The organism is Kribbella speibonae, assembly GCF_004331375.1.
GTDB lineage: Bacteria > Actinomycetota > Actinomycetes > Propionibacteriales > Kribbellaceae > Kribbella > Kribbella sindirgiensis.
Genome location: NZ_SJKC01000003.1, coordinates 255626 through 281794, shown reverse-complemented (window position 1 = coordinate 281794; position 26169 = coordinate 255626). Strand labels below are relative to the sequence as shown.

Sequence of the window (26169 nt, the reverse complement as noted above, 5' to 3'; positions counted from 1 at the left end):
TCTATGCAGTTATCGACCGAAGAGGAACCATCCGCCGGCGCCCGCGGCGACGAACACCACCGGCAGCGCGAGCAGGAACCACGCGCGCCTCCGACGGCGTCGCCGGACCGGAGGATCGGTCGCGACGGTCGTGTCCAGATCGTCGTCGGTGATCGCGGTGCGCTCGGCCGCCCGCAGCGGCGCCTCCTGCTCCAGCCGGTACGCCTCCGCCTCCAACCGCTCGGCCAGCGAGTCCGCTCGGTCCCAGCGGTCGCTGACGCGGTAGGCCAGCGCCCGCGCGAAGACGTCGTCGAGTTGCCCGACCGAGTCGTGCAGCACCGAGCGCAGGCTCGGCGGGGCCAGGTCCGGATCCCGGTTCAGCACGTCGCCGATCGAGCCGGCGGAGTACGGCGGATGCCCGGTGACGAGCGCGTACGTGACCGCGCCGACCGCGTAGATGTCCGCTCGCTCGTCGAATCCTCCGTCGCCGCGGCCCTGCTCGGGCGCCATGTACGACGGCGTACCGACGGCCTGCGTGAGACCGGACGCCTCGGCGGCCCGTTTCGCCAGACCGAGGTCGGCGAGCACGATCCGGTGGGTTCCGCCGCCGACCTCGTCACCGGGTCGCAGTAGCAGGTTCGCCGGGGTGACGTCGCGGTGCACCACGCCCTCGCTGTGCAGAGCGGCCACCGCACGCGCCAGGTCCGCGCCCCACCAGAGCGCGTCCACCGCGTCGAGCGGCCCTTGCCGCAGTACGTCGCCCAGGGTGCCGCCGCCGACGTAGTCCATCACGAAGTACGGACGCCCGTCCGGGAGCTTGCCCAGGTCGAACACCCGCACCACGCGGTCGCTGGAGATCCGCCGCATCAACCGCGCCTCGGACAGGAAGCGTTCGCGGACGTCGGCACGCGACGCCCAGTTGTCCGCCAGAACCTTGACGGCGACGTCGACGTCCAGGTCGTCGTCGTACCCCCGCCAGACTGTCGCGAACGCGCCCGCGCCGATCTTGTCCCGTAACCGGTACCGCCCGATGACATCCATCCCGGCTATTGTCGACCACAACCAGGTTTAAAAGGGGGAGCATGACCGAGGAGTTGGAAGAACTCGGAGCCCGGGCGGCGTCGGGGGACCAGACAGTGCTTCCACAACTTCTTCAGGCCATCCGGCCGCAGGTGCAGCGGCGGGTGGCCAAGTTCCTGCCGTTCCGGGAGGACGCCGAGGAAGCGGTCCAGGACACCCTGCTGCAGGTGGTGAACAAGGTGCACACCTTCAAGGGCACCGGCAGCTTCGCGGGCTGGGTGACGATCGTCGCCACCAACCAGGCCCGGCAGACCTACCGGTCGCTGAAGCGCCGCGCGGTCGAGCAGTCGGCCGAGGTCATGCCGGAGTCCGTCGACCCGCGCACCACCTCGGTCATCGCCGGTTCGCGCCTCGACCTGCTCGAGGCCCTGGAGGCGCTCGAGTCCAGCCACCCGCAACTCGTCCAGCCGCTCGTGCTGCGCGACCTCGGCGCGATGACGTACGCCGAGATCGCCCACGAACTCGACGTCCCGCTCGGCACCGTCAAGGCCCGGATCCACCAGGCCCGGAAGGCCGTCGCGGAACGCCTCACCGTCCGCTGAATCAGCCGAACGTACGGCGTACCTCGACCGCGCGACGCAGGTCGTCGAGGAAGTCGGCCGTCTGGCGCCGGATGCCGGACACCACGGTCTCGTCCGCGATCAACGCCTCGGCCGGGGCGATCAGCTCAGCGTCCACGACGAACCGTGGCGCCATCCGATGCGCAGTGAGTCCGAGCACCATGCCGGCGCGGATCTCGCCGGTGTGCGCGATATCGGTGAAGAACCGGCGCGCGTACGGCGCGGTGACGGCGGACTGCGCCGGGTGCCAGAACCCCTCGGCCGCGGCCAGCAGCTCCTTCACGCCGACGCCCGGGTCCGTCATGATCCGCGTCCAGGCCGCCTCCTTGCCGTCGGGCAGCGCCGCACGGCAACGAGCAGCCTGGTTGACGCCTTCAGTCGACCGGTCGCGTGCGAGCTCGGCGTCGATCTCCGCGGCGCCGTACGCCCCGAGCCGCACCAACCGCAGAACGGCTGCCCAGCGCAGGTCGGCGTCGATCTCCAGCCCGTCAGGAGCGCCGGTGCCCTGGAGCCAGGAGGTCAGCAGGGCGGCGTCGTCGGTCGTCGAGATCAGGCCGCGTGCGGTCACCAGTTGGAGGCTGCTGCCCGATGCGGTCGTCGCCAGCTTGTCGCGCAACGCGTCGGCCGCGAGACCGTGGTACCGGTCGTAGTCCAGGTAACGCCCGAGCAAACGCGTCTCGAGCCACTGCACGAGGGAGCCGACCGCGATGTCGCTGGTTTCGTGCGGGAGCGCCGCCACGAACAGCTCGAGCGCCTGCCGGGGGTCCAGCTCGGCGTCCGCGACCGCGTCCCGGACCGAGTTCCAGATCACCGCCCGGGTGGTGCCGTCCGCGATCGCAGGCAGCACCGCCGGAAGGTTCCGCAGACTGACCGCGTCCAACCGGATCTTCGCCCAGGTGTCGTCTCTCGCATCCGGCACCACCACACCGGCATCGTTGCCCAGCACAACTTCTGCCGAGTCGTCCGCAATCACCGCGTCGACCGAGGTGCCCGACCCGTCGGCGTCGTACACACCGACGCTCAACTTGTGCAGCCGCCGCGACTCGTCCGGACTCTTCCGGTGCAGGACGGCACCACCGGAGGTCCGCTCGACCGAGATCGTGTCAACCCCCGATGTCCGCAACCACTGGTCCGACCAGGCGTCGAGGTCGTGCGCACCGGCCTCGGTCAGCTTCGCGAGGAACTCGTGCAGATCCGCGTTCCCGTACTCGTGCGCCTCCAGGTGCGCGTTGACGCCCTTCAGGAACACGTCGTCACCGAGATACTTCGCCAGCTGCTTCAGAACCGCCGCGCCCTTCGCGTACGAGATCCCGTCGAAGTCGTCCAGCGACTGCCGCGCGTCCTTCAGGCTGTCCGGCGCGACCGGATGCGTGGAGCTGGTCTGATCGGTCTGCAGCCCCCACCACTTCCGGACGAACGCGAAATCGGTCCAGTTGTCCCGGTAGCTGGTCGCGTCCTCCGACACCCGATGCGCCATGTACTCGGCGAACGACTCGTTCAGCCACATGTCGTTCCACCACTTCATCGTGACCAGGTCGCCGAACCACATGTGCGCCATCTCGTGCACGACGATCCGGGCCCGGGTACTGCGTTCCGCCTCGGTCGCCTGCCCGCGGTACACCAGGCTGTCGGCGAGCGTCACGCAACCGGGGTTCTCCATCGCGCCGAGGTTGAAGTCGGGGACGAACGCCTGCCAGTACTCGCCGAACGGGTACCGCTGCCGGAACAGCCGGTGGTACTCGTCGAACGCCTCGCGGGTGGTCCGGAACAGGTCCTCGGCGTCGCGCTCCAGGTGCTCCTTCAGCGACTGCCGGCAGGCGAGTCCGAGCGGAATCCCGTCGTACTCGCTGCGGATCTGGTGGTACGGGCCGGCGACGAGCGTGACGAAGTACGTCGACAGCGGCTTGGTCTCGGCGAGCGTCCACTCCCCTGGTGCGGTTCGGGTGGCCGCACCGTTGCCGAGGACGACCCAGTCCTCGGGGCACTTCGCCGTGATCGTGTACGGCGCCTTGAGGTCGGGCTGGTCGAAGCAGGGGAAGTACCGCGGGGCTGACTCCAGGGAAGACATGCCGTACGTGTAGACGCGGCCGTCCGCGGCGTCGACGGATCGCTGCAGTCCTTCGCCGTCGGCGGCGTACCTCAGCTCCGCACTGACGACGAGGTCGTTCTCGGCCTGCAGGTCGGTCAGCGGGAAACGGCCGCCGTCGAGTGCTTTGGTGTCGAGAGATTGGCCGTTCAGTTCGACGCTGATCAGTCGCTCGGGTTTCACGTCCACCCAGCTCGTACTACTGGTAGCGCCGAACCGGATCCGGCTGGTCGTGACGAACGTGTCCCCATCACCGGTCAGGTCGAACGCGACCTCGTACGACCGCAGGGCCAGGTCCGCCGCCCGCTGCCGGGCCTCTTCAACTGTCAACGCGCGCATGGACGCAACGCTATCTCTACGTTCCAGGCGGCTTTCGGCGTGCGGTGTCTGCTGCCAGCGAAGCGACGGCGCGGACCTGGTCGGTCGCCGCGTGGTCGAGCACCCCGGTGATCAGGTCGAGGTCGTTCGGCTCGGCGAGGATGGTCAGCACGTTCAGCGCGCTGACGTGGTCGAAGCCGGCCGGGACGTCCGCGTCCGCCTCGACGGGCGGCCGGGCCAGGATCCCCCGCGCGACCTGCCGTACCTCGTCGGCCATCGGTTCGAGCGGGTTTCCGCCACTCACCTGCGTGTACGCCGCGGCCACCTGGTACATGTTCAGCGCCCGGCACACCATGCCGAGGTTCTGGCTGTGCAGCAACGCACCGAACGCCTGCAGGGGAATCGCCTCGTCCGGGTTCATACCTCAGACGCTAGTCGACGGGATCGGGCTGGAAGAACCGCAGTACCTTCTGGGCGGCGTCCGGTCCGGAGATCATCTCCAGCGCCCGCGCGGAGAACTTCGCGGCCTCGGCCGCGCGAGCCTGCATCACCGGCTCGTAGGCCGCCACCGCTGCGTTCAGGTCGCCCGGCTGCGCGGCGATGGCCAGGGCGAGTTCGGCCGCGTCCAGCATGGCGGCGTTCGCTCCTTCGCCGACGGGCGGCATCAGATGCGCGGCATCGCCGAGCAGGGTGATCCCGGACCGGCGCGGCCAGGTGAGGCCGATCGGCAGTACGGCGATCTTGCGCACCACGAACGGCTCGTCGCAGGCGCGCAGAAGCCACCCGAACCTGGGATCCCAGTCGTCGACCAGTTGGGCAGGGTCCGTGTGTTCGTCGAACAGGTCTTCCGGACCCTGCTGCGACAGGCTGACTCCGATACTGCCGTCACCGTGCCGCTGGGCGGACAGCCGCCGGTCGGGGCCGAAGACCCAGAAGTTGCCGCGGCCAACCATCTCGGCGAGTTCGGGCTGCGTGCGGTCCGCGTCGTGGATGGTGCTCTGCAGCGCGATGGAACCGGCGTACTCGGGCTCGGCGTCGGTCAGCAGCCCGCGGACGCGGGAGTTCGCGCCGTCGGCGCCGACGAGCAGGTCGGCCTCCACCAGACTGCCGTCGGCGAAATGGACGACGTACCCGCCGGCGGACCGCGGCTCGGCGTGGCTGAAGGCGCGGCCCCAGCTGATCGACCCGGCCGGGAGCGAGTCGACGAGCAGGTCACGCAGGTCGGCACGATCGATCTCCGGACGGGCCATCGGCGCGTCGTCCGGGGTGTCGTGCCGGAACAGCACCGTGCCGGTGTGATCCAGCATCCGATGGTCCTGCCCCTCGCGCCGGGCCGCGGCGAGGAATTCGTCCTCCAGCCCGGCCGCGCGCAGGGCGAGCTGACCGGTGTCGGCGTGCAGGTCGAGCATGCCGCCCTGGGCCCGCGCCCGGCGGGATGCGTCCCGCTCGTAGACGACGGCGTCGATGCCGTGGACGTGCAGGACCCGCGCGAGCGTCAGCCCGCCGGGACCGCCGCCGATGATCGCGATCATGGTCAGCCTCTCTGTCGATACACTGTATCGATACGATACACCGTCTCGATCGAGGCGGTGTATCGTGCGTCAGGTGGCAGACACTCCGTCGATCTGGGACCGGCCCGAGCCGCCCGAGCGGCGGGCACCCAGCCCGCTGAGCCGGGAGCGGATCGTCCGCGCCGCGGTGACCCTGGCCGACGCCGAGGGCCTCGAGTCCGTCTCACTGCGCAAGGTCGCCGGGGAACTGGACGCCGGCCCGATGCGGCTCTACCGCTACATCGGCACCAAGGACGAACTGCTCGACCTGATGGTCGACGCCGTGTACGCCGAGATTCCGCCACCGGCCGGATCGGGCTGGCGGGACGTGGCCCGGTCGTACGCGCACGGGATTCGAGATGCCGGCCTACGCCACGAGTGGCTGGCCGATCTGCTCGACGGGCGGCCGCGCTTCGGCCCAGCCGCTGTCACGCACAGCGAGGCGACCCTTGCCGCGCTCCGGGCGGCCGGCCTCCGCGAGATCGACACGATCATGAACACGGTCTCGGCCCTGTCCACCTACCTGCGCGGAGTTGTCCGGACCGAGGTCGGCGAGCGGCGTGCGGAACGCGCCTCCGGACTCGACGAGCGCGCCTGGCAGCACGCGATGGCGCCGCACCTGCTCGCGATGTTCGCCACCGGCGACTACCCGATGATGTCCGAGGCGATGCACGACGCCGAGCACCGCGATGCCACCGAGCGGTTCGAACTAGGCCTGGGCTTCCTCTTGGACGGCATAGAGAAGCACCTTCAGGGCTAGCGGGTGGCGGCCGCGTGCAGGTAGGTCGCGAGCAGGTAAGCAGGCTCGGGGGCGTTCGCGGCGTAGCAGAGCAGGTGCCGGCGGGTGGACCAGGAGTCCTGCAGCGGACAGATCTCGACGGCAGTGCTGGCGTCGACGGCCCGGCGCGGCACGATCGCGAGGCCAGCACCCGCGGTGGCCAAGGTGATCAGCGCGTGCAGGGTGGGGACGACGGTGCGATAGCGCGGCGCCGGCGCGTGCGGTCCGAGGCGATCGTCCATCCATTGACTGAGCGGCGAGTTCGGCACGAGACCGACGAGGGGATGCTCGGCAACCTCGGCGTACGCGATCGACGTCCGTCCGGAGAGGATGCCGCCGGCCTGGCCGATCACCACCAGCGAGTCGTCGGCCAGCGGTTCGGTCCGTAACTGGGTCGGCTCGTCGTCGAGGATCACGCCGAGGTCCGCCTCGCCCGCCGCGAGCAGGCGGACGCTGCGGATCGTACGGCGCTCGCTCACGTTCACGTCGTACTCCGGGTGGTCGCGGAGGAACGTGGCGAGGGCAGCCGGGACGAGCTGGTGCATCGCGGACCCGCCCGCAACCAGGCGGATCGGCGCCGACCGCGAGACGGCGTACGACGCGACCGCACTGTCCAACCGGGTGGTCTCGGCGAGCACCTCACGGGCGTGCCGGGCCAGGGTCGCGCCGGCCGGGGTCAGCCGGACGCCCCGTCGCTCGCGCACCAGCAGAGGTACGCCGGCCTGCGCTTCGAGCGCTCTGACCCGCGCGCTCGCCGAAGGCAGACTGAGGTGCATCACACGCGCGCCGCCGGTGATCGAGCCTTCCGCGGCGACGTGCGTGAAGAGCCGGAGGTCGTCGAGGTCGTACCGCATGGGACCAGCCTAAGGCTCAGGCTAAGGCTGGCTATGGCGATCGCGCATTGTGGAGTGCGCGCCGAACCCGGATCCTCGAAGGGTGCTGCTGATCCTCCTGGCCGGTGTCGCGGCCGGCGCGCTGAATGCGGTCGGCGGCGGCGGGAGTTTCGTGGCGCTGGCCGCCCTGGTCGCCGCCGGGATGCCGCCGGTCACCGCGAACGCGACCACGACCGTCGCGCTGCTGCCCGGGAACGCGACCAGCGCCTGGGTCTACCGCCGCGAGATCGAGGGCTTCAGCCGGCCGTCGCCGATCCGGCTCACCCTCGCCAGCATCGCCGGCGGCGCGATCGGGGCGGGTCTGCTGTTGTTGTTGCCTTCGGCCTCTTTCGACGCGGCGGTCCCGTGGCTGCTGGCGTTCGCGACCGTCGTCCTGGCCTTCGGCAAGCGGCTCACGGCGGCGCTCCGGCTCGGTCGGCCGGGACCGGCCGCCATCCTGGCCGGGCAGTTCCTGCTGGCGATCTACGGCGGGTACTTCGGCGGCGCGGTCGGGCTGATGATGCTCGCGTTCTGGACCGCGACGACCACCCTCGACCCGGCCCGCGGGAACCCGCTGCGAGTCATCCAGGTGGCGGCGGTCTACCTGACCGCGGCGGTGATCTTCGTGTTCGCGGCCGACGTACTCTCGCAGCCGTTGCACCTGGTCGCCCTGCTCGCGGGCGCGGTAATCGGCGGGTACGCCGGGGCGCACCTCGTCCGGCGACTGCCTCCGACGATGCTCCGCGGACTGGTCCTCACCACAGCTGTCCTGATGACCGGGATGTTCTTCGTACGGGCGTTCGGATGACGCCCGGACAACTGGCGATGGCCTACCAGGCGTGCGCGGTCGCGGACCTGGCGACCGAAGCGGTCGGGCTGGACGATCCCGTGGAGGCGGTGGCGCAGGCGGCCCGGGTGCTCGCGGCGGCCGAGCAACTGGTTGCCGCCGCCAACCGTCTCGGCTCGTGCGAGCTGCCCGCGGACCCGCTGCAGCGGTTCGCGTACGAGCATCCCGAGGAAGCGGCCGAGGACGTGGCCGACTGGGTCAGCCGCCGTCCGTAGCCCGCCGGCCGGTCGGCGGCTCGTGCGGGAGTTGCTCGCGTTCCTTCCGCAGGTAGAGACCGGCCGCGGTCGACACGCTCGTCAGCAGCCAGACGCCGACGCCCGCGTCGTCGGTGACACCAATGATCGGGAGCAGATCCGGGAGGATGTCGATCGGCGAGACGAGGTAGACGAGGGCCAGCAGCCAGAGGAACGTGCGGCTCTTCGGCAGGTCGGTGTAGGCGCCCCGGCGTACGTCGCGAAGCAGCCGCGGCAGTGCCTTGGCGCGATCGATCACGTTCCCGACCGGTACCGGCTCGCCGTTGGCGATCTTCCGCCGCCGGACCGCCCGGCGGCGCACCGCACCCAGCGCACCGACCCCGGCGCCGATCACCAGCAGCCCGATCCCGGCCGCGACGGCAGGCAGCCCGACGACGTCACCGTCCCGGAACAGCAACGTCAGCAGCCCGACCAGCCCGAGCAACCCACCGAAGTACACCATTCACCAAGGGTAGGGCGAGACCTGCGGCGATGCCTGATTCGACGGGCCGCGAGGCCAGAGCGCGAGGACCAGGGCCGCGAGGCACAGGATGGCCCCGAAGCCGACAGCGACGTAAGTCTCCAGGTAGTCGAGCTCGCCGACCACCTGCATCCGCGTGGGCTTCTGCGGGTCGTACACCACCCGGATCTTGTCCCCGACCGCTTCGGGCGTCGTCGAGTACGACGTCTTCGCGGTGACCGGCTCACCGTCGCGGGTCGTGTAGCTGACCGTGATCCGGGCCCGCTTCCCGGTCTTGACGTGGTCGATGGTCGCCTCGACGACGACGCCGCGATGCTTCAGCACCTCGACCTCGTGCCACTCGTAGTAACCGAACACGAACAGCACCACCGCCGCGCCCAACGTCATGATGGCCTGGAGCTTCCGATCGGGGCGGCGCCGGCTCTCAGGCTGGAAGGGCTGGTACGGCTGGGTCGTCATCGATGCATGACGCTACCGGTTGTAAGGGTCCGCCAGCAGGGGGCGTGTCTTGGTGAGGACCTGTCCGTAGTTGGCGCGGATCGTAGCGGCGTCAACGGTGATCGCCGGCTCGGGTTTGCCGACCGGGACCTGCCAGGTCGGCGGTGTGGCCGCGCCGGACAACGCCCAGGCCGCTTGGCGGGCGGCTCCGAGAGCGACGTACTCGGCCGGCTCGGGGAGGACGACCTCGGCACCGAGGAGGGCCGGAGCGAGAGCCTGTACGGCGCGGGAGCGGGCGCCGCCGCCGAGGAGCAGGACGCGGTGCACCGGCAGGCCCTGGTCGCGGAGCGCGTCGACGGCGTCGGCGAGGCCGCAGAGCAGACCCTCGACCGCGGCGCGGGCCATCGTCGCGGGCTGCATGGTCGCGCGGGTGAGGCCATAGATCAGGCCGGTCGAGTGCGGGAGGTCCGGCGTACGCTCGCCGTCCAGGAACGGGAGCAGGACCAGGCCGTCGCTGCCCGCCGAGGTGATGGCGGCCTCGTCGAAGGCGGACAGGTCCAGGCCGAGCATCTGCGCGGTCGCGGACATCACGCGGGCCGCGTTCAGCGTGCAGACGAGCGGCAGGTACTCGCCGGTCGCGTCGGCGAAACCGGCCACCAGACCGGTCGGGTCCGCGGTCGGGTGCGTCGAGCGTGCGAACGCCGTACCGCTCGTGCCGAGGGAGACGGCCACGTCGCCGGGCTGGAGGTCGAGGCCGAGCGCGGCCGCCGCGTTGTCACCGGTGCCTGCTGCGAGCGCGGCGCCGAAGGACGTCTGGCCGACAATCTCCGCCGGTCCCGCCACGCGCGGAAGAGCAAGCTGGCGCCCGAAGGCGAGCTCCACCAGGTCGGTTCGATAGCTGTTGGTCGCCGGCGACCACCACCCGGTCCCGGACGCATCCCCGCGATCGGTGGTGATCCCCTCGATCCCGGACCGATCAGCCGCCAGCCGATGCGTCATCCAGTCATGCGGCAACACCACAGCAGCCGCCCGCCGCGCCGCCTCCTTGTCCCGTACCCAGCGGAGCTTGGTGACCGTGAACGACGGTACGGGGACGGAGCCGACTGCTTCGGCCCAGGCTTCGGGGCCGCCCAGTTCGGTGATGAGTTCGGTGGTGGCGTCGGCGGAACTGGTGTCGTTCCAGAGGACCGCCGGGTGGACGACCTCGCCGGCGTCGTCCAGCAGGACCATGCCGTGCTGCTGACCGCCGATCGCCACCGCCTGGACGCCGTCGAGCAGGCCGTCGGACGCGATCTCCCACGCCTTCCACCACTCGGCCGGGTCCACCTGGGTGGCGTCCGGGTGCGGCGCCCGGCCTTCGCGAACGACCGCTCCGGTCTCGGCGTCGCACACCAGAACTTTGGTCGCCTGGGTGGAGCAGTCCACTCCGGCGACCAGCCTCAGCTCAGTCATAACCCCAACACTAGAGCGCTTCGAGCGTGGCGCGGGCGCCGATCTCGTGGAGTGACTTCAAGGCAGCCCGGTACGGCGTGACGAAGCGCTCGTCCGACGCCAGGTCCCCGAACAGGTCCGGATCCGAGATGAACACCAGCGGGTCCTCCCGGTTGTGCTGCGCCCGCTCGACGAGCTTGTCGCGCAGCCGGTCGACGACCTCGATCGGCTTGCCCTGCTCGTCGACGCCCTCGGCGTACCGCGCCCAGGACGCGACCACGAGCACCGAGCGCTTGATCTCCCGGCCGGCCGCGAGCTGCTCGCGCACCACCGGCAGCAGCCACTTCGGGATCCGGTCCGAGCTCTCCGCGCACAGCCGCGCCAGCGTGTCCCGTACTTCGGGATTCGCGAACCGCTCGATCAGCTGGTGCTTGTAGCGGTCCAGGTCGACCCCGGGCACCGGCGGCAGCGTCGGCGTCCCTTCGTGGTCCATGTAGCCGAGCAGGAAGTCGACGTACAACTTGTCCTGGCACACCTCGTGCGCGTACCGGTAGCCGTCCAGGAACCCGAGGTAGCACAGCGCCTGGTGCGAGGCGTTCAGCAACCGCAGCTTCATGAACTCGTACGGTTCGACGTCCTCGACGATCTGGACGCCGACCTGCTCGTACGGCGGCCGCTCGCCGCCGAAGTCGTCCTCGAGCACCCACTGCGTGAACGGCTCGCACACCACCGGCCAGCCGTCCTCGACCCCGAACCGTTCGGCCAGCGCCGCCCGGTCGGCGTCCGCGGTCACCGGCGTGATCCGGTCGACCATGCAGTTCGGGAACCGCACCTCGTTCTCCAGGAACTCCGCAATCGACGGATCCTGGAGACGAGCGAACGACGCCAGCATCTTGCGCGCGACGTGCCCGTTGCCCGGGATGTTGTCGCACGACATCACGGTGAACGGCGGTACGCCGGCCGCCCGCCGCCGGCGCAATGCCTCCACGATGAACCCGAACGCACTGCTGGGGACCGCCCCGGGTTCCAGGTCGGCCTCCAGTCCCGCGATGTCGAGCTCCCCCGTCACCTGGTTCACGTGGTACCCGCCCTCGGTGATCGTCAACGACACGATCCGGGTCGCGGGGTCGACCATCCGGGCCAGCACGGCGTCCGGATCGTCAGGTGCGAACAGGTACCCCACGATCGAACCGATCACCCGGGGCTCCAGCATCCCGTCCGGGTGCTTGATCACCAACGTGTACAAACAGTCCTGGGCCGCCATCACCTCCGCCATCCGCCGGTCGTGCGGCAGCACGCCGACGCCGACGATCCCCCAGTCCAGCGCCTTACCGTCGTTCATCAGCCGATCCAGGTACATCGCCTGATGCGCCCGGTGGAACCCACCGACCCCGAAGTGCACGATCCCGGGCGTCACCGCCGTACGGTCGTACGACGGCACCGCGACGTCAGTGCCCAGAGCATCCAGTGCGGCAGCGGACAGCCTCACTTGACCGCCCCCAGCGACAGACCCTGGACGAGCTTGTCCTGGGCGGCGAACCCGGCGATCAGCACCGGCAACGACACCACGATGGACGCGGCACAGACTTTGGCGAGGAACAATCCTTGACTGGTCACGAACCCAGTCAAGAACACCGGAGCCGTCTGCGCCACCGTGCCGGTCAGCACCCGGGCGAACAGCAGCTCGTTCCAGCTGAAGATGAAACAGATCAGCGCCGCCGACGCGATCCCCGGCGTGACGATCGGGGCCACCACGGAGCGCAGGGTGCGGGGCAGGTTCGCCCCGTCGACCGACGCCGCCTCGAGGATCTCCACCGGCACCTCGGACAGGAAGCTCCGCAGCATCCAGACCGCGATCGGCAGGTTCATCGAGGTGTAGAGGATGATCAGCAGCCAGATGTTGTCCAGGAACCCGACCGACTGCGCGAACAGGTAGATCGGCAGCAGGCCGGCCACCACCGGCAGCATCTTCGTGGACAGGAAGAAGAACAGCACGTCCGTCCACTTCTTCACCGGCCGGATCGACAGTGCGTACGCCGCCGGGAACGCGAGCAGGATGACGAGGGCCGTGGACAGGATGCTCGCGGTCAGCGAGTTCGCGATCGACGGCCACGGTCCGGTGTCGAAGAACGACCGGTAGCCGTCGAGCGTCAGCGGCGCTGCGATGTCCGGCGGGTTCTTCGCCGCGTCCTCCTCGGTGTGGAACGAGGTCAGCAGCATCCACAGCACCGGCAGCACGAACAGGATCCCGACGATCCACGCCAGCCCGCCCAGCACGAACCCGCCGCCACGGCTCTTCTTGCCCGTCACAATCGTGACCTGGCCGCTCATCGGCCCGTCTCCTCTCGGAACAGCGTGGACACCGAGCGCAGCGCGAAGGTGGCGATGGCGATCGTGCCGATCACCACGATCACACCGGCCGCGGACGCCCGGCCGTAGTCGTGCGCGGTGTAGAAGGTCTGGTAGATCGTGTACGGGAGGTTCGCCGTACCCAGCCCGCCGGATGTGATCGTGAAGACCGCGTCGAAGTTCTGTACGACGTAGATCGACCCGAGCAGCGCGGACAGCTCCAGGTACTGGCGCAGGTGCGGCAGCGTCATGTAGCGGAAGATCTCCCACTGGTTCGCGCCGTCGATCCCGGCCGCCTCGATGACGTCCAGCGGACGGCTCTGCAGACCGGCCAGCAGGATCAGCATCATGAACGGCGTCCACTGCCAGACCAGCGCGAAGATGATCGACCACAGCGGCTGGTTGCTGATCCAGTCCGGCTGCGGCGCGTTGTCACCGAACAACCACTTCAGCACGCCGTTGAACAGGCCGTACGTCGGGTTGTAGAGCGCGTGCTTCCACAGCAGGGCCGCGGCCACCGGGACGACCAGGAACGGCGTGATCATCATCGTCCGGACGATGCCCCGGCCGCGGAACTTGCGGTCCAGCAGCAGCGCGATCAGCAGCCCGAGCACCAGGCTGATCAGGACGACGCCCGCGGTCAGCAGGATCGTCACCCAGATCGCGTGCCGGGTGTTCGCGTCGGTGATCACGCGCCGGAAGTTGTCGATCCCGGCGAAGCCGCGCTCGTCGGGGTAGTACGCGTTCCAGTCCATGAAGGACACGACGATCGTGACCACGAACGGCAGCTGGGTGACGATGATCATGAACACCAGCGCGGGTAGCAACGGTGCCCGCCGGGCCCAGTCGCCGGTCCTGCGCATCAATGTGCCCTCGGAGCCCGGCGGCGGTGTGGCGTGGCGCCCGGCCGCCTTGGTGTCGGGTTTCGCTTCGACAGACATGACCCCTCCCCTCACTTCGCTTGCCGCGAGCGATACCGCTCGGCGACGTCGTCGGCGAGCACCTGCCCGCGTTTCAGTGCCTCGTCGACGCTCATCCGCCCGGCGATCGCCGAACTCACGTCCTGACTGACCTGGGTCCCGAGATCCGGGAACTCCGGGATGTCGATGAACTGGATCCCCGGCGCCGGCCGCGGCTGGGTGCCCGGGTTCTTCGGGTCAGCGTTCTCGATCGCGCTCTTGGTCGGCTCCGCGAACGCCGACGCCTCCTTGACGTACTCCGGCAGCTCGTACGTCGACGCGCGCTTCCCGGCCGGAACGTTGGACCAGCCAACCTTCTCGCCGACGAGCTTCTCGTAGTCCTTGCCGGACGCCCAGGAGATGAACTTCCAGGCGTTGTCCTTCTTCTTCGACGCTTCCTGAATGCCCCACGCCCACGCATACAGCCAGCCGGAGCTGTCGGTCTTCACGACCGGCGCGGGCGCGTAGCCCATCTTGCCCTTGACCGGCGAGTTCGGCGCCTCGAGCGAACCGGCCGCCGACGTGGCGTCGTACCACATCGCGACGTTGCTCTGGATGGTGTTGTTCAGGCACTCGGTGAAGCCCGCCTGCGGCGCGCCCGCCTCACCGTGGGCGCGGACCAGGTCGACGTAGAACTTGGTCGCCTCGGTGAACTCCGGCGAGTTGACCTGCGCCTGCCAGTCCTGGGTGAACCAGGTGCCGCCGAAGGTGTTCACCACGGTGGTGAGCGGCGCGAACAGCTGACCCCAGCCGGGCTGGCCGCGCAGGCAGATCCCGCGCATCCCCGGTTGCGCGTTGTCCACCTTGGCCGCGATGTCCGCGACCTCCTGCCAGGTCGGCTTGTCCGGCATCGTGACGCCCTTGGCCGCCAGGATGTCCTTGCGGTACATGAGGAACGACGACTCGCCGTAGAACGGTTCGCCGTAGATCTTGCCGTCGTCCGCGGTCATCGACTGCGTCATCGGCTTCAGGACGTCGTCCTGGTCGAACGACGGATCTCCTGCGATGTAGTCCGACAACGGCGCGATCCACTTGCTCTTGGCATAGATCGGGATCTCGAAGTTGCTCACCGACGCCACGTCGTACTGACCGGCCTGGCTGGAGAACTCCTGGCTGATCTTGTCCCGGACGTCGTTCTCCGGCAGCACAGTGAAGTTCACCTTGATACCGGTCTGCTTGGTGAAGTTGTCGGCGGTGAGTTTCTGCAGATCGACCATCTGCGGGTTGTTCACCATCAGCACGTTGATGCTGTCCTCACCGCCGCCGCCCGCGCCGCCTCCCCAGCCCGCACAGCCGCTCGCCGCACTCACCAGGAATGCGACGGCGACCGCTCCGATGCGTTTGCGCCTACTCAGCACATCTGCCTCCGCTCATTTGAGCATGCCTCCGCTCACACCATGAGTGAACCGGGAAGGGGGTTGACCTGTCAAGGGTCTGTGCAACACTTGGGGACACGTGTGCTCATATGAGCGGGGAGGCGTTGGATGGAGACGTTCGGGCCGGCACAGCTGGTGCTGACGGCGTCGATCGCGCGGCGGTACTACGTCGACGGCCGGTCGAAGGTGGAGATCGCGGACGAGTTCCGGCTCAGCCGGTTCAAAGTCGCGCGGTTGCTCGACCAGGCGCGCAGCAGTGGGCTGGTGCGGATCGAGATCAGCCATCCCGGCGCCATCGATCTCGACCTGTCCGCCCGCCTGCAGGAGGCCTTCGGGCTGCGCCGGGCGATCGTGGTGGACACCCCCGAGATCGACGAGCCCGCTCTGCGGACGCAGCTCGGCAAGGCCGCAGCCGATCTGCTGTCGGAGATCGTCACACCCGACGACGTGCTCGGGCTGGCCTGGGCGCGGGCCGTGACCGCGATGACCGAGCAGCTGACCTCACTCGCCCCGGTGCCGGTCGTGCAGCTGACGGGTGCGCTGACCCGTCCGGACGTCGAAGCGAACTCGGTCGAGCTCGTCCGGCACACCGCGCGCCTGTCGGGCGGACCGGCGTACCTGTTCTACGCGCCGCTCGTCGTCCCGGACGCCGCGACGGCGCGGGCATTGCGGCAGCAGCCCGAGGTCGCGGAGGCGATCAGCCATTTCGACTCGGTGTCGAAGGCGGTCGTCGGGCTCGGATCGTGGTCGGCCGGCCAGTCGACGCTGTACGACGCGATGGACGAGAAGGCCTGCGAGCAGTTGCAGAAACGCGGCGTCGTGGCGGACATCTCGGGCGTTTTCGTCGACGCGGACGGCGTACCCGTGCAGAGCCGGGTCACCGATCGGGTGATCGCGATCAACGCCGAGCAGATGGACACGATCGACGAGGTGATCGCGATCCCGTACGGGTTGGCCAAGGTGGAGGCGGTGCGGGCGGCCGTCCGCAGCGGGCTGGTGAACGCGATCGTTACCCACGCACCCCTGGCGAAGGCCCTGCTGCAACAGTCAGACTGACCGGCGATGCTGAGGACGTCTGGAGACCCCACGCCTACTGCGCGGCACTCGGCGGGCGCCTCGCTGCACTGGAGGAAAGGTGACGATGGATCCGCATCGTGACCTTCCCTCCAGCACACCGAGGCACTCCGCCGAGCACCTGCTCGCTACGGCGCGGGGTCCCCAGACGTCCTCGGCTGCTGAGGTCGAGCTGGTCGGAGGTACGGCGAACCGCGGGTTGGTGGTGCGGGTCGGAGATACCGTCCGGCGGCCGCTGCGCGCCAGTAGTACGGCGACGCATGCGCTGCTGCAGCACCTGGAAAGCGTCGGATTCAAGGGCGCTCCGGCGTTCCTCGGGGTGGACTCGCAGGGCCGGGAGGTGCTCTCGTACCTGCCCGGGGAGACCGTGACAGCGCCGTACCCCTCGTGGTCCATGACGGATGCGGCGCTCGAGAGCGTGGCGGTGCTGCTGCGGTCCTACCACCAGGCGGTGGCGGATTTCCGGCCCGCCCGGCTCGAGTGGGCCGAGCCGGTGCCGGCCGGGTACGTGACCGGGCTGATCAGCCACAACGACCCGAACCTCGACAACGTGGTGTTCCGGGACGGCGTCGCGGTCGCCCTCATCGACTTCGACCTCGCGGGACCCGGGTCGGCCCTGTGGGACGTCGCCACCGCCGTCCGGCTGTGGGCGCCGTTGCGCCCGGACGCGGACATCCACGACGTACGGCGTGGGCAGTCGCTCGCCCGTCTCCGCCGCTTCGCGAACGCGTACGGCCTCACGGACGCCGACCGCCTCCGCCTGGTCGACGCCGCCGCCGACAACCACGTCTGGTGCATGGACTACGTCCGCCGCGGCTCCGAGGCCGGCCACCCCTGGTTCCACCAACGGTGGACGACCGGCGAGGCGGAGCTCACCGACCGCACCAACCACTGGTTCAAGCAGTCGGAGGCCGCACTTCGTCAGGCACTTCTGGAGTGAGCTCCCGCTCAGCCTCGTCCCGCCCCTCGTAGTACTTCTCCTGCAACCGCTTGACCATTGGCGGGATCAAGACCGTCACGATGCTCGGAAACGTGCCCCACTCGCCACCCACCGCGTACACCACGAACTCGGCGCAGACCAGGACGACCAGGACAACCCAGCCTTGGCGGCAGATTCGCGGCCCCTCGTCGGACATCAGCCCGCGCCGCGTGACCGCTCCGACGGCGAACATCACCCCGATCAGCAGGAGCAGCGTCGCTCTCGCGATCAGGTACCACCGGTCCGCACCGGCGTACCTGCTGTCCCCGCGCAGGATCAGCACCGCGGCCACCACCGCCCCGACGGCGATCAGCCCGTAGAACGCGGCCCCCAGCTTCAGTTTCGGCATACCCCCATTATCGGGCCAACCGGATTGGCTGTTACTGCAGGAAGTGGAAGAGAATATGCCGGTGCGTTCACGGGTGGTACTGCTGGCGGGGCCTTCGGGGGCTGGGAAGTCGCGCCTGGCGGAGCAGGTCGGGCTGCCCGTCGTACGGCTGGACGACTTCTACCGCGACGGCGACGACGAGGCGATGCCCCGCTCGCCGCTCGGGATCGTCGATTGGGACGACCCACGCTCCTGGGACGGCGACCGCGCGGTCGCGGCCCTGGAGCGGTTGTGTACGTCGGGAACCGCCGACCTCCCGATCTACGACATCGCGGCCGACGGCACTGTCGGTCACCGTCCGGTCACCACCGGCGGCTCACCGCTGATCGTTGCTGAAGGCATCTTCGCCGACCAGATCACCGGCGCGCTCCGCGACCGCGACCTGCTGGCGACCGCGATCTGCGTGTACCACCACCGCGTCGTCACGTTCGTCCGGCGGTTCCAGCGGGACCTCCGCGAGCACCGCAAACCCCCGCTGACACTGCTCCGCCGCGGGCTGCTGCTGCTCCGCGACGACCCACAGGTCGTCCGCCGCTGCGTCGCCGCGGGCTGCGAACCGATGCATCCCAAGGCCGCCCGGGCCCGCATCGAGACACTTCTCCTCGAAGCGACGTCTCACTAGCGCACGGTTGTTCGCCTGAAGTTCACCAAGTTCTGTTGGTATCGGGGCCGTGAGACGGAATCCGTTGACCGGTGCCATGGTAGTGACGGCCTTGCTGCTGGGCGTGACCGCCTGTGGGAGTGAGGACGGCGCATCGGCGGGCGCTGCCCAGACGCCGGCGGCGAAGCACTCCGCACTGTCAGGTACGGCAGACAAGTCAGCGGAGAGCGTCCTCGCCGGACTCGTCGCGCTCCCCCGCGGGTACGTCGCGGATCCGCGCAACGTCACCGGTCCGTTCACCGCGACGTCGTACCTGACCACCTGGTCCGCCGACCCGGCGCTGGACCGCGCGCTGCTGCTGAACGCGAGCTTCGTCGAGGGCTACCGGGCGACCCGGCTCAGCCCCGACAAGAAGAAGCGCTACACCGTCCAACTGTTCAAGACCGGCTCGCCAGCCAAGGCGAAGGCCCTCCAGAACGGTCTCTGGAACCAGGACGTCCACGACCACTCGTTCAACATCCCGAACGCGCTCTCCGACGCGGGCGTCGAGTACGACGGCGGCACCGACCAGTCGGTCGCCCTGGCCGAAGCCAGCCTCGCGGTAGGCCCGATCGTCGTAGAACTCACCATCCGCGAAACCGGCGCCCTGGGCACCAACCTCACCCCGGACACCACCCTCATCACCGCCCTCGCCAAAGAACAACGCACCCGCCTGACCACCACCTCGAGCTAGTCAGGCGGTGATCCGGTCGATCACCAGAGGGCCGGGCTCGTAGGAGTCGGCGACGGCGATGGCGTCCGTGAGGGACTCCAGCGCGCGCTCGATGCGGGTGGGGTCGTCGGTGTGGAGGGTGAGGAGTGGTTGGCCCTCCTGGATGCGGTCGCCGGGCTTGGCGTGCATCTCGACGCCGGCTACCGCGGACACCGGGTCCTCCTTGCGGGCCCGGCCCGCGCCGAGGCGCCAGGCTGCGACACCTACCGCGAGGGCGTCGAGCTTGGACAGTACGCCGGACGACGGGGCCGGTACGACGTGCTGCTCGGGAGCGACCGGGAGCTCGGCGGAGGGGTCGCCGCCCTGGGCCGAGATCATCGCCCGCCAGGCGTCCATCGCCGTACCGTCCCGGAGCTTCTCGGCCGGGTCGACGCCGGTGACGCCGGCCGCTTCGAGCATCTCGTTGGCCAGGGCAACGGTCAGTTCGATCACGTCGGCGGGTCCGCCACCGGCCAGCACCTCGACCGATTCGCGCACCTCCAGGGCGTTTCCGGCGGTCAGCCCCAGCGGAACGGACATGTCGGTGAGCAGGGCAACCGTCTTCACCCCGGCGTCCGTGCCCAGGGCAACCATGGTCTCGGCCAGCTCGCGGGCGTCCTTCAGATCCTTCATGAACGCGCCGGAGCCGACCTTCACGTCCAGCACCAGCGCGCCGGTCCCCTCGGCGATCTTCTTGCTCATGATCGAGCTGGCGATCAGCGGAATCGCCTCGACGGTCCCGGTCACGTCGCGCAGCGCGTACAGCTTCTTGTCCGCCGGCGCCAGACCGTCACCGGCCGCGCAGATCACCGCGCCGACGTCCTCGAGTTGCCGCATCAGCTCGTCGTTCGACAGCGACGCCCGCCAGCCGGGGATCGACTCCAGCTTGTCCAGCGTGCCGCCGGTGTGCCCGAGCCCGCGGCCGGACAGCTGCGGTACGGCGACCCCACAGGCCGCCACCAACGGGGCCAGCGGCAACGTGATCTTGTCGCCGACACCGCCGGTCGAGTGCTTGTCCGCGGTCGGCCGGGACAGCTTGCCGAAGTCCATCCGCTCGCCGGACGCGATCATCGCCGCCGTCCAGCGGGCGATCTCGCGCCGGTTCATCCCGTTCAGCAGGATCGCCATCGCCAGCGCGGACATCTGCTCGTCGGCGACCTCGCCCTTGGTGTAGGCGTCGATCACCCAGTCGATCTGCCCGTCGCTCAGCTCGCCCCGGTCACGCTTGGCCCGGATCACATCCACCGCGTCGAAACTCATCATTCCTCCAGAAACTCGGGCCCGAACGCGTCCGGCAGCAGTTCGCGCAGCGGCCGGACCCCGGTCGCGGTCTCGATCAGCAGCCCCGGCCCGCCGTTCTCGTGCAACAGTTGCCGGCACCGTCCGCACGGTGTCAGCAGATGCTCGTGCCGGTCGACGCACGTGAACGCGACCAGCCGTCCGCCGCCGGTCCGGTGCAGGTCCGACACCAGCCCGCACTCGGCGCACAACGTCAACCCGTACGAGGCATTCTCCACGTTGCACCCGGCAACGATCCGTCCGTCGTCGGCGTACGCCGCGGCGCCCACCGGGAAGTGCGAGTACGGCGCGTACGCGCGGTGCATCATGTCGACGGCCACCGCGCGCAACGCGTCCCAGTCGACCTCACTCGGTGACGTAGGGTTCACCGTCCGCCTTCGGTGCTCTGACCCGGCCGACCAGGCCGGCGACCGCGATGATGGTGGCCAGGTACGGCGCCATCAGCAGCAGCTCGCCCGGGATCGGGGTCTGGATGATCTGGAGCTGGGACTGCAACTGGGTCGCGAAACCGAAGAACAGCGCCGCCACCGTCGCGCCGATCGGGTGCCAGCGCCCCATGATCAGCGCGGCCAGGGCGATGAACCCGTTGCCCGCGGTCATCTCCTTGGCGAACGAACCGGCGTACCCGACGGTGAAGAACGCGCCGCCGAGGCCGGCCAGGACGCCGGCCGTGAGGACCGCGGAGTACCGGATCCGCTTGACCTTGATGCCGACCGTGTCGGCCGCCTTCGGGTGCTCGCCGACCGCGCGGATCCGCAGGCCCCAGCGGGTCTGGAACAGCACGAACGTGACGACGGCGACCGCGAGGTAGGTCAGGTAGACCAGGATCGTCTGGTTGAACAGGATCGGCCCGATGAACGGGATGTCGGCCAGGCCCGGGATCTTCACCGCCGACAGCACGTTCGGCGTGTTCAGCTTCTCCGCGTCCGGCTGCATGAACTGGTCGAACAGGAAGCCCGTGATGCCGGTCGCGAAGACCACCAGGACGACGCCCAGCACGACCTGGTTGACCAGGTACTTGATCGAGAACACGGCCAGCAGTGCGGCCATCACCACGCCGCTCGCAGCCGCCGCGATCAGGGCCGCGGTGGCACTGTTCGTCGTACTGGACACGAGCGCGGCGGTGAAGGCGCCGACCAGGAACTGGCCCTCGATCGCGATGTTGATGACACCGGCCCGCTCGCACAGCACACCGGCGAGCGCGCCGAGGATCAGCGGCGTCGCGAAGTTCAGCGTGCCCTGGAACTGGTTGGCCAGCGGGAACGTCTTGCCCGCGGCCGCCCAGCACAGGAACGCGCCGATGAAGGCGACCCCCAGGACGGCGGCCAGCCAGCCGGCGTACCGCTGCGGGACCTGGCGCAGGACGTACGCGACCGCCGCGCCGACCCCGAGAATCCCGAGGACGATCGCGACCGGCTGCGCGGGCACCCCGAGCAGGTTGTTCTCCAGATCGCCCGAGACCAGCTGGAACGTCGCCTTTCCGCCCTTGGTGAACGCCGCCAGCGCGAGGCCGATCAGCGCGAACACGACCATCACGCCCCCGACCCGCAGCCGTCGGGTCCGGTCGGCCGGGGCCTCGATGACCTGCGGCTTGGGCGCGGCCGCCGGGACCGCGTCCGGAGTTGTCTCGCTCATCCGTTCCAGCCTTTCGCGAGAACCGCGCCCGCTCCGCGTTCCTTCGGCAGGAAGCGGAAGATCGAGCGCACCAGGGCCGGGGCCGCGACGAACAGCACGATCACGGCCTGCAGGACAGTGGTCAGGGTCAGCGGCGTCTGCGTGATCAGCTGCATCTGCAGACCGCCCGCGTTCAGCGCGCCGAACAGCAGACCGGCCAGGACGGTGCCGAGCGGCGTACCGCGTCCCAGCAGCGCGACCGTGATCGCGTCGAACCCGACCGAGGCCGCGACCCCGTCGGTCAGCGGCAGGTCGGTGCCGAGCACCTGCTGGGTCCCGGCCAGACCGGCGAGCGCACCGGCGACGACCATCGCGATCACGTAGGCGCGGCCGACCGACATACCGGCGGTCCGGGACGCGTCCGCGTTCGCGCCGACCGCGCGGAGCTCGAAGCCGATCGTCGAGCGGTTCAGCAGCCACCAGACGAAGACCGCGGCCACCAGCGCCACCACGAAGCCGAGGTGCAACCGGGTGTCGCCGAACTTCGGGTACTGCGCGTTGCTGTCGACGATCGGGGAGATCGGATCGGTCCGCCCGGGACGCTGGAACGTCTTCGTGGTCAGCAGCCACGCGAGCAGGTAGATCGCGACGTAGTTCAGCATGATCGTCACGATCACCTCGTGCGCGCCGGTCCGGGCCTTCAGCAGGCCGACCACGCCGCCCCAGATCGCGCCGCCGATCAGACCGGCGACGATCGCCAGGACCAGGTGCAGGACCGGCGGCAGGTGCCACGCGAATCCGACGTACGACGCGAGGATCGCGCCCGTGATCAGCTGGCCCTGGGCGCCGATGTTGAACAGTCCGGTGCGGAACGCCAGCGAGACCGCGAGACCGCCGCAGATCAGCGGCGTTGCCTGGGTCAACGACTCGCTGATCGGCGTCCAGCCGCCCAGCGCGCCGACGGCCAGCGACTTGTACGCCTCGCCGACCGCGGTCAGCGCGGCGGAGACGGTGTCCATCGGCGCGGCGCCGAAGTACCCGACCGCCCTCTGCACCTGCTCGTCGCCGACGATGATCAGGATCGCCCCGACCAGCAGGGCGAGCACGATCGCGCTCAGCGAGACCAGGCCCTGGATCGCCCACGACGGCAGGCCGGACCGCCGCTGCGGCTCCTTGACCGGCGGCACGGGCGCCGGAGCGGCCTCTGTCTCAGTGCTCATCAGATGGTTCCCAAGGTCGTCGGGTTCTCGATCGCCACATCGTGCGCCTCCGACTTCGAGGCGCCGGCCATCATCAGGCCCAGTTCGTCGCGGGGAGTGTCGGCCGGTACGACGCCGACCACCTTCCCGCGGTACATCACCGCGACCCGGTCGGCCAGCGCGGCGATCTCGTCCAGCTCGGTGGACACGATCAGGACCGCCGTACCGTTGTCGCGCTCCTTCACGATCCGTTGGTGCAGGAACTCGATCGAGCCGACATCCACCCCGCGGGTCGGCTGCGATGCGACCAGCAGCTTCAGCGGACGGGACAGCTCACGGGCCAGCACGACCTTCTGCTGGTTGCCGCCGGACAGCGACGACAACGGGTCGTCGACGCTCTGGGTGCGGATGTCGAACTCCTCCACCCGGGCTTCCGCGTTCTTCTCGATCTCGTCGGTGTGCAGCGTCAGCCCGTTGCCGAACGGCGGCTTGCGGAAGAGGTCCAGGACCAGGTTCTCGGCCACCGAGAACGAGTCCACGAAGCCGTCGTGCCAGCGGTCCTCGGGAACGTAGCCGATCCCCGCGTCGAGTCGCTGCCGGGTGGTCCGGCCGGTCAGGTCGCGCCCGTCCAGCGAGATCGTGCCGGCCGCGATCGGCGTCAGCCCGAGCAGCGCCTCGGCGAGCTCGGTCTGGCCGTTGCCCTGGACACCGGCCACGGCGAGGATCTCGCCCGCGCGCACCTCCAGGTCCACGTCGTCGACGGCGGTGAACCCGCGCTCGTCGATCACGGTCAGCCCCTCGACCCGCAGTACGGCGTCCTGCGGGTCGGCCGGGTCCTTGTCCACGACCAGGTCGACGGCGCGGCCGACCATCAGCTCGGCGAGCTCCTCCTCGGACGCGGACGGCTCCGCCTGCCCGACCACCTTGCCGCGGCGGATCACGGTGATCTTGTCCGCGATCGCCTTGACCTCTTTGAGCTTGTGGGTGATGAAGACGATCGAGGTGCCGTTCTCCTTGAGCTGGCGCATGACGCCGATCAGCTCGTCGATCTCGGCCGGCGTGAGCACCGCGGTCGGCTCGTCCAGGATCAGCACCCGGGCGTCGTTGGTGAGCGCCTTGATGATCTCCACCCGCTGCTGGACCCCGACCGGGATGTCCTCCACCAGCGCCTCGGGGTCGACCTCGAACCCGTACCGGTCGGACAGCTCGGTGACCAGCGCGTGCGCCTTCTTCCGGTCCAGGACGCCGCCGGCCCGGGTGTTCTCCCGGCCGAGCATGATGTTCTCGGCGACCGTGAACACCGGGACCAGCATGAAGTGCTGGTGGACCATGCCGATCCCGTGCTTGATCGCGTCGCTCGGCGAGGTGATCTGCACCTTCTCGCCGTCGATCACGATCTCGCCCGAGTCGGGCTGCAACAGCCCGTAGAGCATGTTCATCAACGTGCTCTTGCCGGCCCCGTTCTCACCGAGCAGGCAGTGGATCTCCCCCGGCTCGATGACCAGGTCGATGTGGTCGTTGGCGACCAGCGAGCCGAAACTCTTGGTCAGGCCTGACAGCTCGAGGTGCATGCGGGCAGCCTCCCCTTCAGACGGCGAGCCAGGAAGGCGACGACCTGTAGGTCTGCCTTCCTGGCTCGCACCGTACTACGCAAGTGAGCGGTGGTTCAGGATGCCTTCGGCTGAACCTTCGACTGGACGGTGATCTTGCCGCTGATGATGTCGGCCTTGATCTGGTCCAGCTCGGACTTCACGTCCGCCGGGATCTTGCTGTCGAACTCGTGGAACGGCGCGAGCTTGGTGCCGCCGTTCTCCAGCGTGCCGATGAACTGGGTGTTGTCGAACTTGTTGTCGACCACCGAGACGATGGCGTCCTTGACCGCGACGTCCATACCCTTCGCAACACTGGTGAGCAGCACCGAGCAGTACTCCGCGGCGCTCTCGCAGCCGTCGGTGTCGACCCAGATCGCGTTCACCTTGCCGTTGCTGGCCTTGGCCGCCTGCAGACCGCCGAGACCCGACGGGCCGGCCACCGGGAAGATCACGTCGGCGCCCTGGGTGATCAGGTTCTGCGCGTTGTTCTGGCCCTTGGCCTTGTCCTCGAAGTCACCGGTGAACAGACCCGCCTGCTTGGCGTCGTCCCAGCCGAGCACCTGGACGTTCTTGCTCTTCTGCGTGTTGTAGTAGCGCACGCCCTCGGCGAAGCCGTCCATGAAGATCGTCACGGTCGGGATCTTCAGGCCGCCGAACGTGCCGACCTTGCCGGACTTGCTCATCGCGGCGGCCAGGTACCCGGCCTGGAAGCTCGACTGCGCGGTGTTGAAGGCCAGCGGCTTCACGTTCTCGATCGGCTTCGCCGGCGCCGAGTCGACGATCGCGAACTTGATCGACGGGTTGGCCACGGCCGCCTTGTCGGTGGCGTCCTCGAGCTTGAAGCCGACCGAGACGATGATGTTGCACTTGGCACTCACCATCGCGGTCATGTTGGTCGGGTAGTCGTTGTCCGACTTCGACTCCGCCTTGACCTCGGTCAGGCCCTTTTCCTTCACCGCGTCCTGCAGGCCCTTGTACGAGGTCTGGTTGAACGACTTGTCGTCGAAGCCCCCGGAGTCGGAGACCATGCAGGCCTTGAAGTCCTTGTTGGCGCTACCGCCTGCGTTCTCCTCGGTCGGCTTGCTGCCACACGCGGCGACGGCGAGCGTCAGCACGCCCACGATCGCCGTTCCCCGCACGTACTTCTTCACCGGAAGTCTCCTTCGTCGACCAGATACGTTGACCCGCCGCACGCCTTCCCCCACGTGCCGCATCCGCAGACTATAGGGCGCGGTCAGTGTTTCTTTGAACGTCAAGCAGGCCTCGATACCGGAAAGTGACCGGCATCCGCGTCACATTTCGACAACTTCTCCGGTGTGGTCACCGCCCGCGCTT

General features: G+C 69.2%; 27 protein-coding genes. 8 read left to right on the top strand and 19 right to left on the bottom strand.

What is annotated here, in order from left to right:
* Positions 1-9: 9 nt before the first annotated feature.
* The gene (locus tag E0H92_RS22615; RefSeq protein WP_131460288.1) at positions 10-1020 is read right to left on the bottom strand and encodes a serine/threonine-protein kinase; all 1011 of its coding nucleotides are present in this window, start codon (positions 1018-1020) and stop codon (positions 10-12) included.
* A gap of 41 nt (positions 1021-1061) precedes the next feature.
* On the opposite strand from E0H92_RS22615, the gene E0H92_RS22610 reads away from it, so the two are divergent.
* Positions 1062-1601, top strand: a complete 540-nt coding sequence (locus tag E0H92_RS22610; protein ID WP_131460289.1) for an RNA polymerase sigma factor — start codon at positions 1062-1064, stop codon at positions 1599-1601.
* 1 nt (position 1602) lies between these two features.
* Here E0H92_RS22610 and pepN read toward each other — a convergent pair whose 3' ends face one another.
* Genes pepN through E0H92_RS22595 form a run of 3 tightly spaced genes read right to left on the bottom strand, consistent with a single transcriptional unit; the run spans position 1603 to position 5555 of the window.
* A complete protein-coding gene (gene pepN, locus E0H92_RS22605) occupies positions 1603-4044 on the bottom strand; it encodes an aminopeptidase N (RefSeq protein ID WP_131497641.1) in 2442 nt (813 codons plus the stop codon).
* A gap of 16 nt (positions 4045-4060) precedes the next feature.
* Positions 4061-4444 (bottom strand): hypothetical protein, encoded by a 384-nt coding sequence (locus E0H92_RS22600; protein WP_131497640.1) that lies wholly within the window; start codon positions 4442-4444, stop codon positions 4061-4063.
* A gap of 10 nt (positions 4445-4454) precedes the next feature.
* Positions 4455-5555 carry an FAD-dependent oxidoreductase gene (locus E0H92_RS22595; protein ID WP_131497639.1) on the bottom strand — a complete coding sequence of 367 codons (1101 nt, stop codon included), beginning with the start codon at positions 5553-5555 and terminating at the stop codon, positions 4455-4457.
* A gap of 73 nt (positions 5556-5628) precedes the next feature.
* Between E0H92_RS22595 and E0H92_RS22590 the strand changes: the two genes are divergently transcribed.
* Complete coding sequence (locus E0H92_RS22590) at positions 5629-6333, top strand: TetR/AcrR family transcriptional regulator (protein ID WP_202873774.1); 705 nt, start codon at positions 5629-5631, stop codon at positions 6331-6333.
* On the opposite strand, the gene E0H92_RS22585 is transcribed toward E0H92_RS22590, so the two are convergent.
* Positions 6330-7205 carry a LysR family transcriptional regulator gene (locus E0H92_RS22585; RefSeq protein WP_131460294.1) on the bottom strand — a complete coding sequence of 292 codons (876 nt, stop codon included), beginning with the start codon at positions 7203-7205 and terminating at the stop codon, positions 6330-6332. The genes E0H92_RS22590 and E0H92_RS22585 overlap by 4 nt on opposite strands.
* An 82-nt stretch (positions 7206-7287) precedes the next feature.
* On the opposite strand from E0H92_RS22585, the gene E0H92_RS22580 reads away from it, so the two are divergent.
* A complete protein-coding gene (locus E0H92_RS22580; RefSeq protein ID WP_131497638.1) occupies positions 7288-8031 on the top strand; it encodes a sulfite exporter TauE/SafE family protein in 744 nt (247 codons plus the stop codon).
* A complete protein-coding gene (locus E0H92_RS22575; RefSeq protein WP_131497637.1) occupies positions 8028-8285 on the top strand; it encodes a hypothetical protein in 258 nt (85 codons plus the stop codon). The genes E0H92_RS22580 and E0H92_RS22575 overlap by 4 nt, the downstream gene beginning before the upstream one ends.
* Here E0H92_RS22575 and E0H92_RS22570 read toward each other — a convergent pair.
* From E0H92_RS22570 to E0H92_RS22540, 7 genes are read right to left on the bottom strand one after another with little or no spacing between them, the layout of a single operon-like run.
* Positions 8269-8766, bottom strand: coding sequence for a YkvA family protein (locus E0H92_RS22570; protein ID WP_131497636.1), 498 nt, complete (start codon positions 8764-8766; stop codon positions 8269-8271). The two genes, E0H92_RS22575 and E0H92_RS22570, sit on opposite strands and share 17 nt — an antisense overlap.
* Positions 8767-9243 (bottom strand): DUF3592 domain-containing protein, encoded by a 477-nt coding sequence (locus E0H92_RS22565; RefSeq protein ID WP_131460298.1) that lies wholly within the window; start codon positions 9241-9243, stop codon positions 8767-8769.
* Between the two features lie 12 nt (positions 9244-9255).
* A complete protein-coding gene (gene xylB, locus E0H92_RS22560; RefSeq protein WP_202873773.1) occupies positions 9256-10674 on the bottom strand; it encodes a xylulokinase in 1419 nt (472 codons plus the stop codon).
* A gap of 10 nt (positions 10675-10684) precedes the next feature.
* Complete coding sequence (locus tag E0H92_RS22555; protein ID WP_131497635.1) at positions 10685-12142, bottom strand: mannitol dehydrogenase family protein; 1458 nt, start codon at positions 12140-12142, stop codon at positions 10685-10687.
* Complete coding sequence (locus E0H92_RS22550; RefSeq protein WP_131460300.1) at positions 12139-12984, bottom strand: carbohydrate ABC transporter permease; 846 nt, start codon at positions 12982-12984, stop codon at positions 12139-12141. Before E0H92_RS22550 ends, E0H92_RS22555 begins: the two co-directional genes overlap by 4 nt.
* On the bottom strand, positions 12981-13943 hold the full coding sequence (locus E0H92_RS22545; protein ID WP_131285908.1) for a carbohydrate ABC transporter permease: 963 nt from the start codon (positions 13941-13943) through the stop codon (positions 12981-12983). Before E0H92_RS22545 ends, E0H92_RS22550 begins: the two co-directional genes overlap by 4 nt.
* 11 nt (positions 13944-13954) lie before the next feature.
* Positions 13955-15319: an ABC transporter substrate-binding protein gene (locus E0H92_RS22540; RefSeq protein WP_131497634.1), complete on the bottom strand. Its 1365-nt coding sequence runs from the start codon at positions 15317-15319 to the stop codon at positions 13955-13957.
* A gap of 126 nt (positions 15320-15445) precedes the next feature.
* Between E0H92_RS22540 and E0H92_RS22535 the strand changes: the two genes are divergently transcribed.
* A complete protein-coding gene (locus E0H92_RS22535) occupies positions 15446-16393 on the top strand; it encodes a sugar-binding transcriptional regulator (RefSeq protein ID WP_202868047.1) in 948 nt (315 codons plus the stop codon).
* A gap of 85 nt (positions 16394-16478) precedes the next feature.
* On the top strand, positions 16479-17351 hold the full coding sequence (locus E0H92_RS22530) for a phosphotransferase (protein WP_131497633.1): 873 nt from the start codon (positions 16479-16481) through the stop codon (positions 17349-17351).
* On the opposite strand, the gene E0H92_RS22525 is transcribed toward E0H92_RS22530, so the two are convergent.
* Positions 17308-17739 (bottom strand): hypothetical protein, encoded by a 432-nt coding sequence (locus E0H92_RS22525; RefSeq protein ID WP_131497632.1) that lies wholly within the window; start codon positions 17737-17739, stop codon positions 17308-17310. The genes E0H92_RS22530 and E0H92_RS22525 overlap by 44 nt on opposite strands.
* Before the next feature lie 61 nt (positions 17740-17800).
* Here E0H92_RS22525 and E0H92_RS22520 point away from each other — a divergent pair, with 61 nt between their 5' ends.
* Positions 17801-18400 carry a uridine kinase family protein gene (locus E0H92_RS22520; protein WP_202873772.1) on the top strand — a complete coding sequence of 200 codons (600 nt, stop codon included), beginning with the start codon at positions 17801-17803 and terminating at the stop codon, positions 18398-18400.
* 76 nt (positions 18401-18476) lie between these two features.
* On the top strand, positions 18477-19112 hold the full coding sequence (locus E0H92_RS22515; protein ID WP_131497631.1) for a hypothetical protein: 636 nt from the start codon (positions 18477-18479) through the stop codon (positions 19110-19112).
* On the opposite strand, the gene E0H92_RS22510 is transcribed toward E0H92_RS22515, so the two are convergent.
* The 6 genes from E0H92_RS22510 to E0H92_RS22485 form a co-directional block, all read right to left on the bottom strand.
* Positions 19113-20393 (bottom strand): thymidine phosphorylase, encoded by a 1281-nt coding sequence (locus tag E0H92_RS22510; protein ID WP_202873771.1) that lies wholly within the window; start codon positions 20391-20393, stop codon positions 19113-19115.
* On the bottom strand, positions 20390-20797 hold the full coding sequence (locus E0H92_RS22505) for a cytidine deaminase (RefSeq protein ID WP_131497629.1): 408 nt from the start codon (positions 20795-20797) through the stop codon (positions 20390-20392). Before E0H92_RS22505 ends, E0H92_RS22510 begins: the two co-directional genes overlap by 4 nt.
* Positions 20775-22064 carry an ABC transporter permease gene (locus E0H92_RS22500; RefSeq protein ID WP_131460308.1) on the bottom strand — a complete coding sequence of 430 codons (1290 nt, stop codon included), beginning with the start codon at positions 22062-22064 and terminating at the stop codon, positions 20775-20777. Before E0H92_RS22500 ends, E0H92_RS22505 begins: the two co-directional genes overlap by 23 nt.
* On the bottom strand, positions 22061-23263 hold the full coding sequence (locus E0H92_RS22495) for an ABC transporter permease (protein ID WP_131460309.1): 1203 nt from the start codon (positions 23261-23263) through the stop codon (positions 22061-22063). The genes E0H92_RS22500 and E0H92_RS22495 overlap by 4 nt, the downstream gene beginning before the upstream one ends.
* Positions 23263-24813, bottom strand: coding sequence for an ABC transporter ATP-binding protein (locus E0H92_RS22490; RefSeq protein ID WP_131460310.1), 1551 nt, complete (start codon positions 24811-24813; stop codon positions 23263-23265). The genes E0H92_RS22495 and E0H92_RS22490 overlap by 1 nt, the downstream gene beginning before the upstream one ends.
* 95 nt (positions 24814-24908) lie before the next feature.
* A complete protein-coding gene (locus tag E0H92_RS22485) occupies positions 24909-25985 on the bottom strand; it encodes a BMP family lipoprotein (protein WP_131460311.1) in 1077 nt (358 codons plus the stop codon).
* Positions 25986-26169 lie beyond the last annotated feature (184 nt).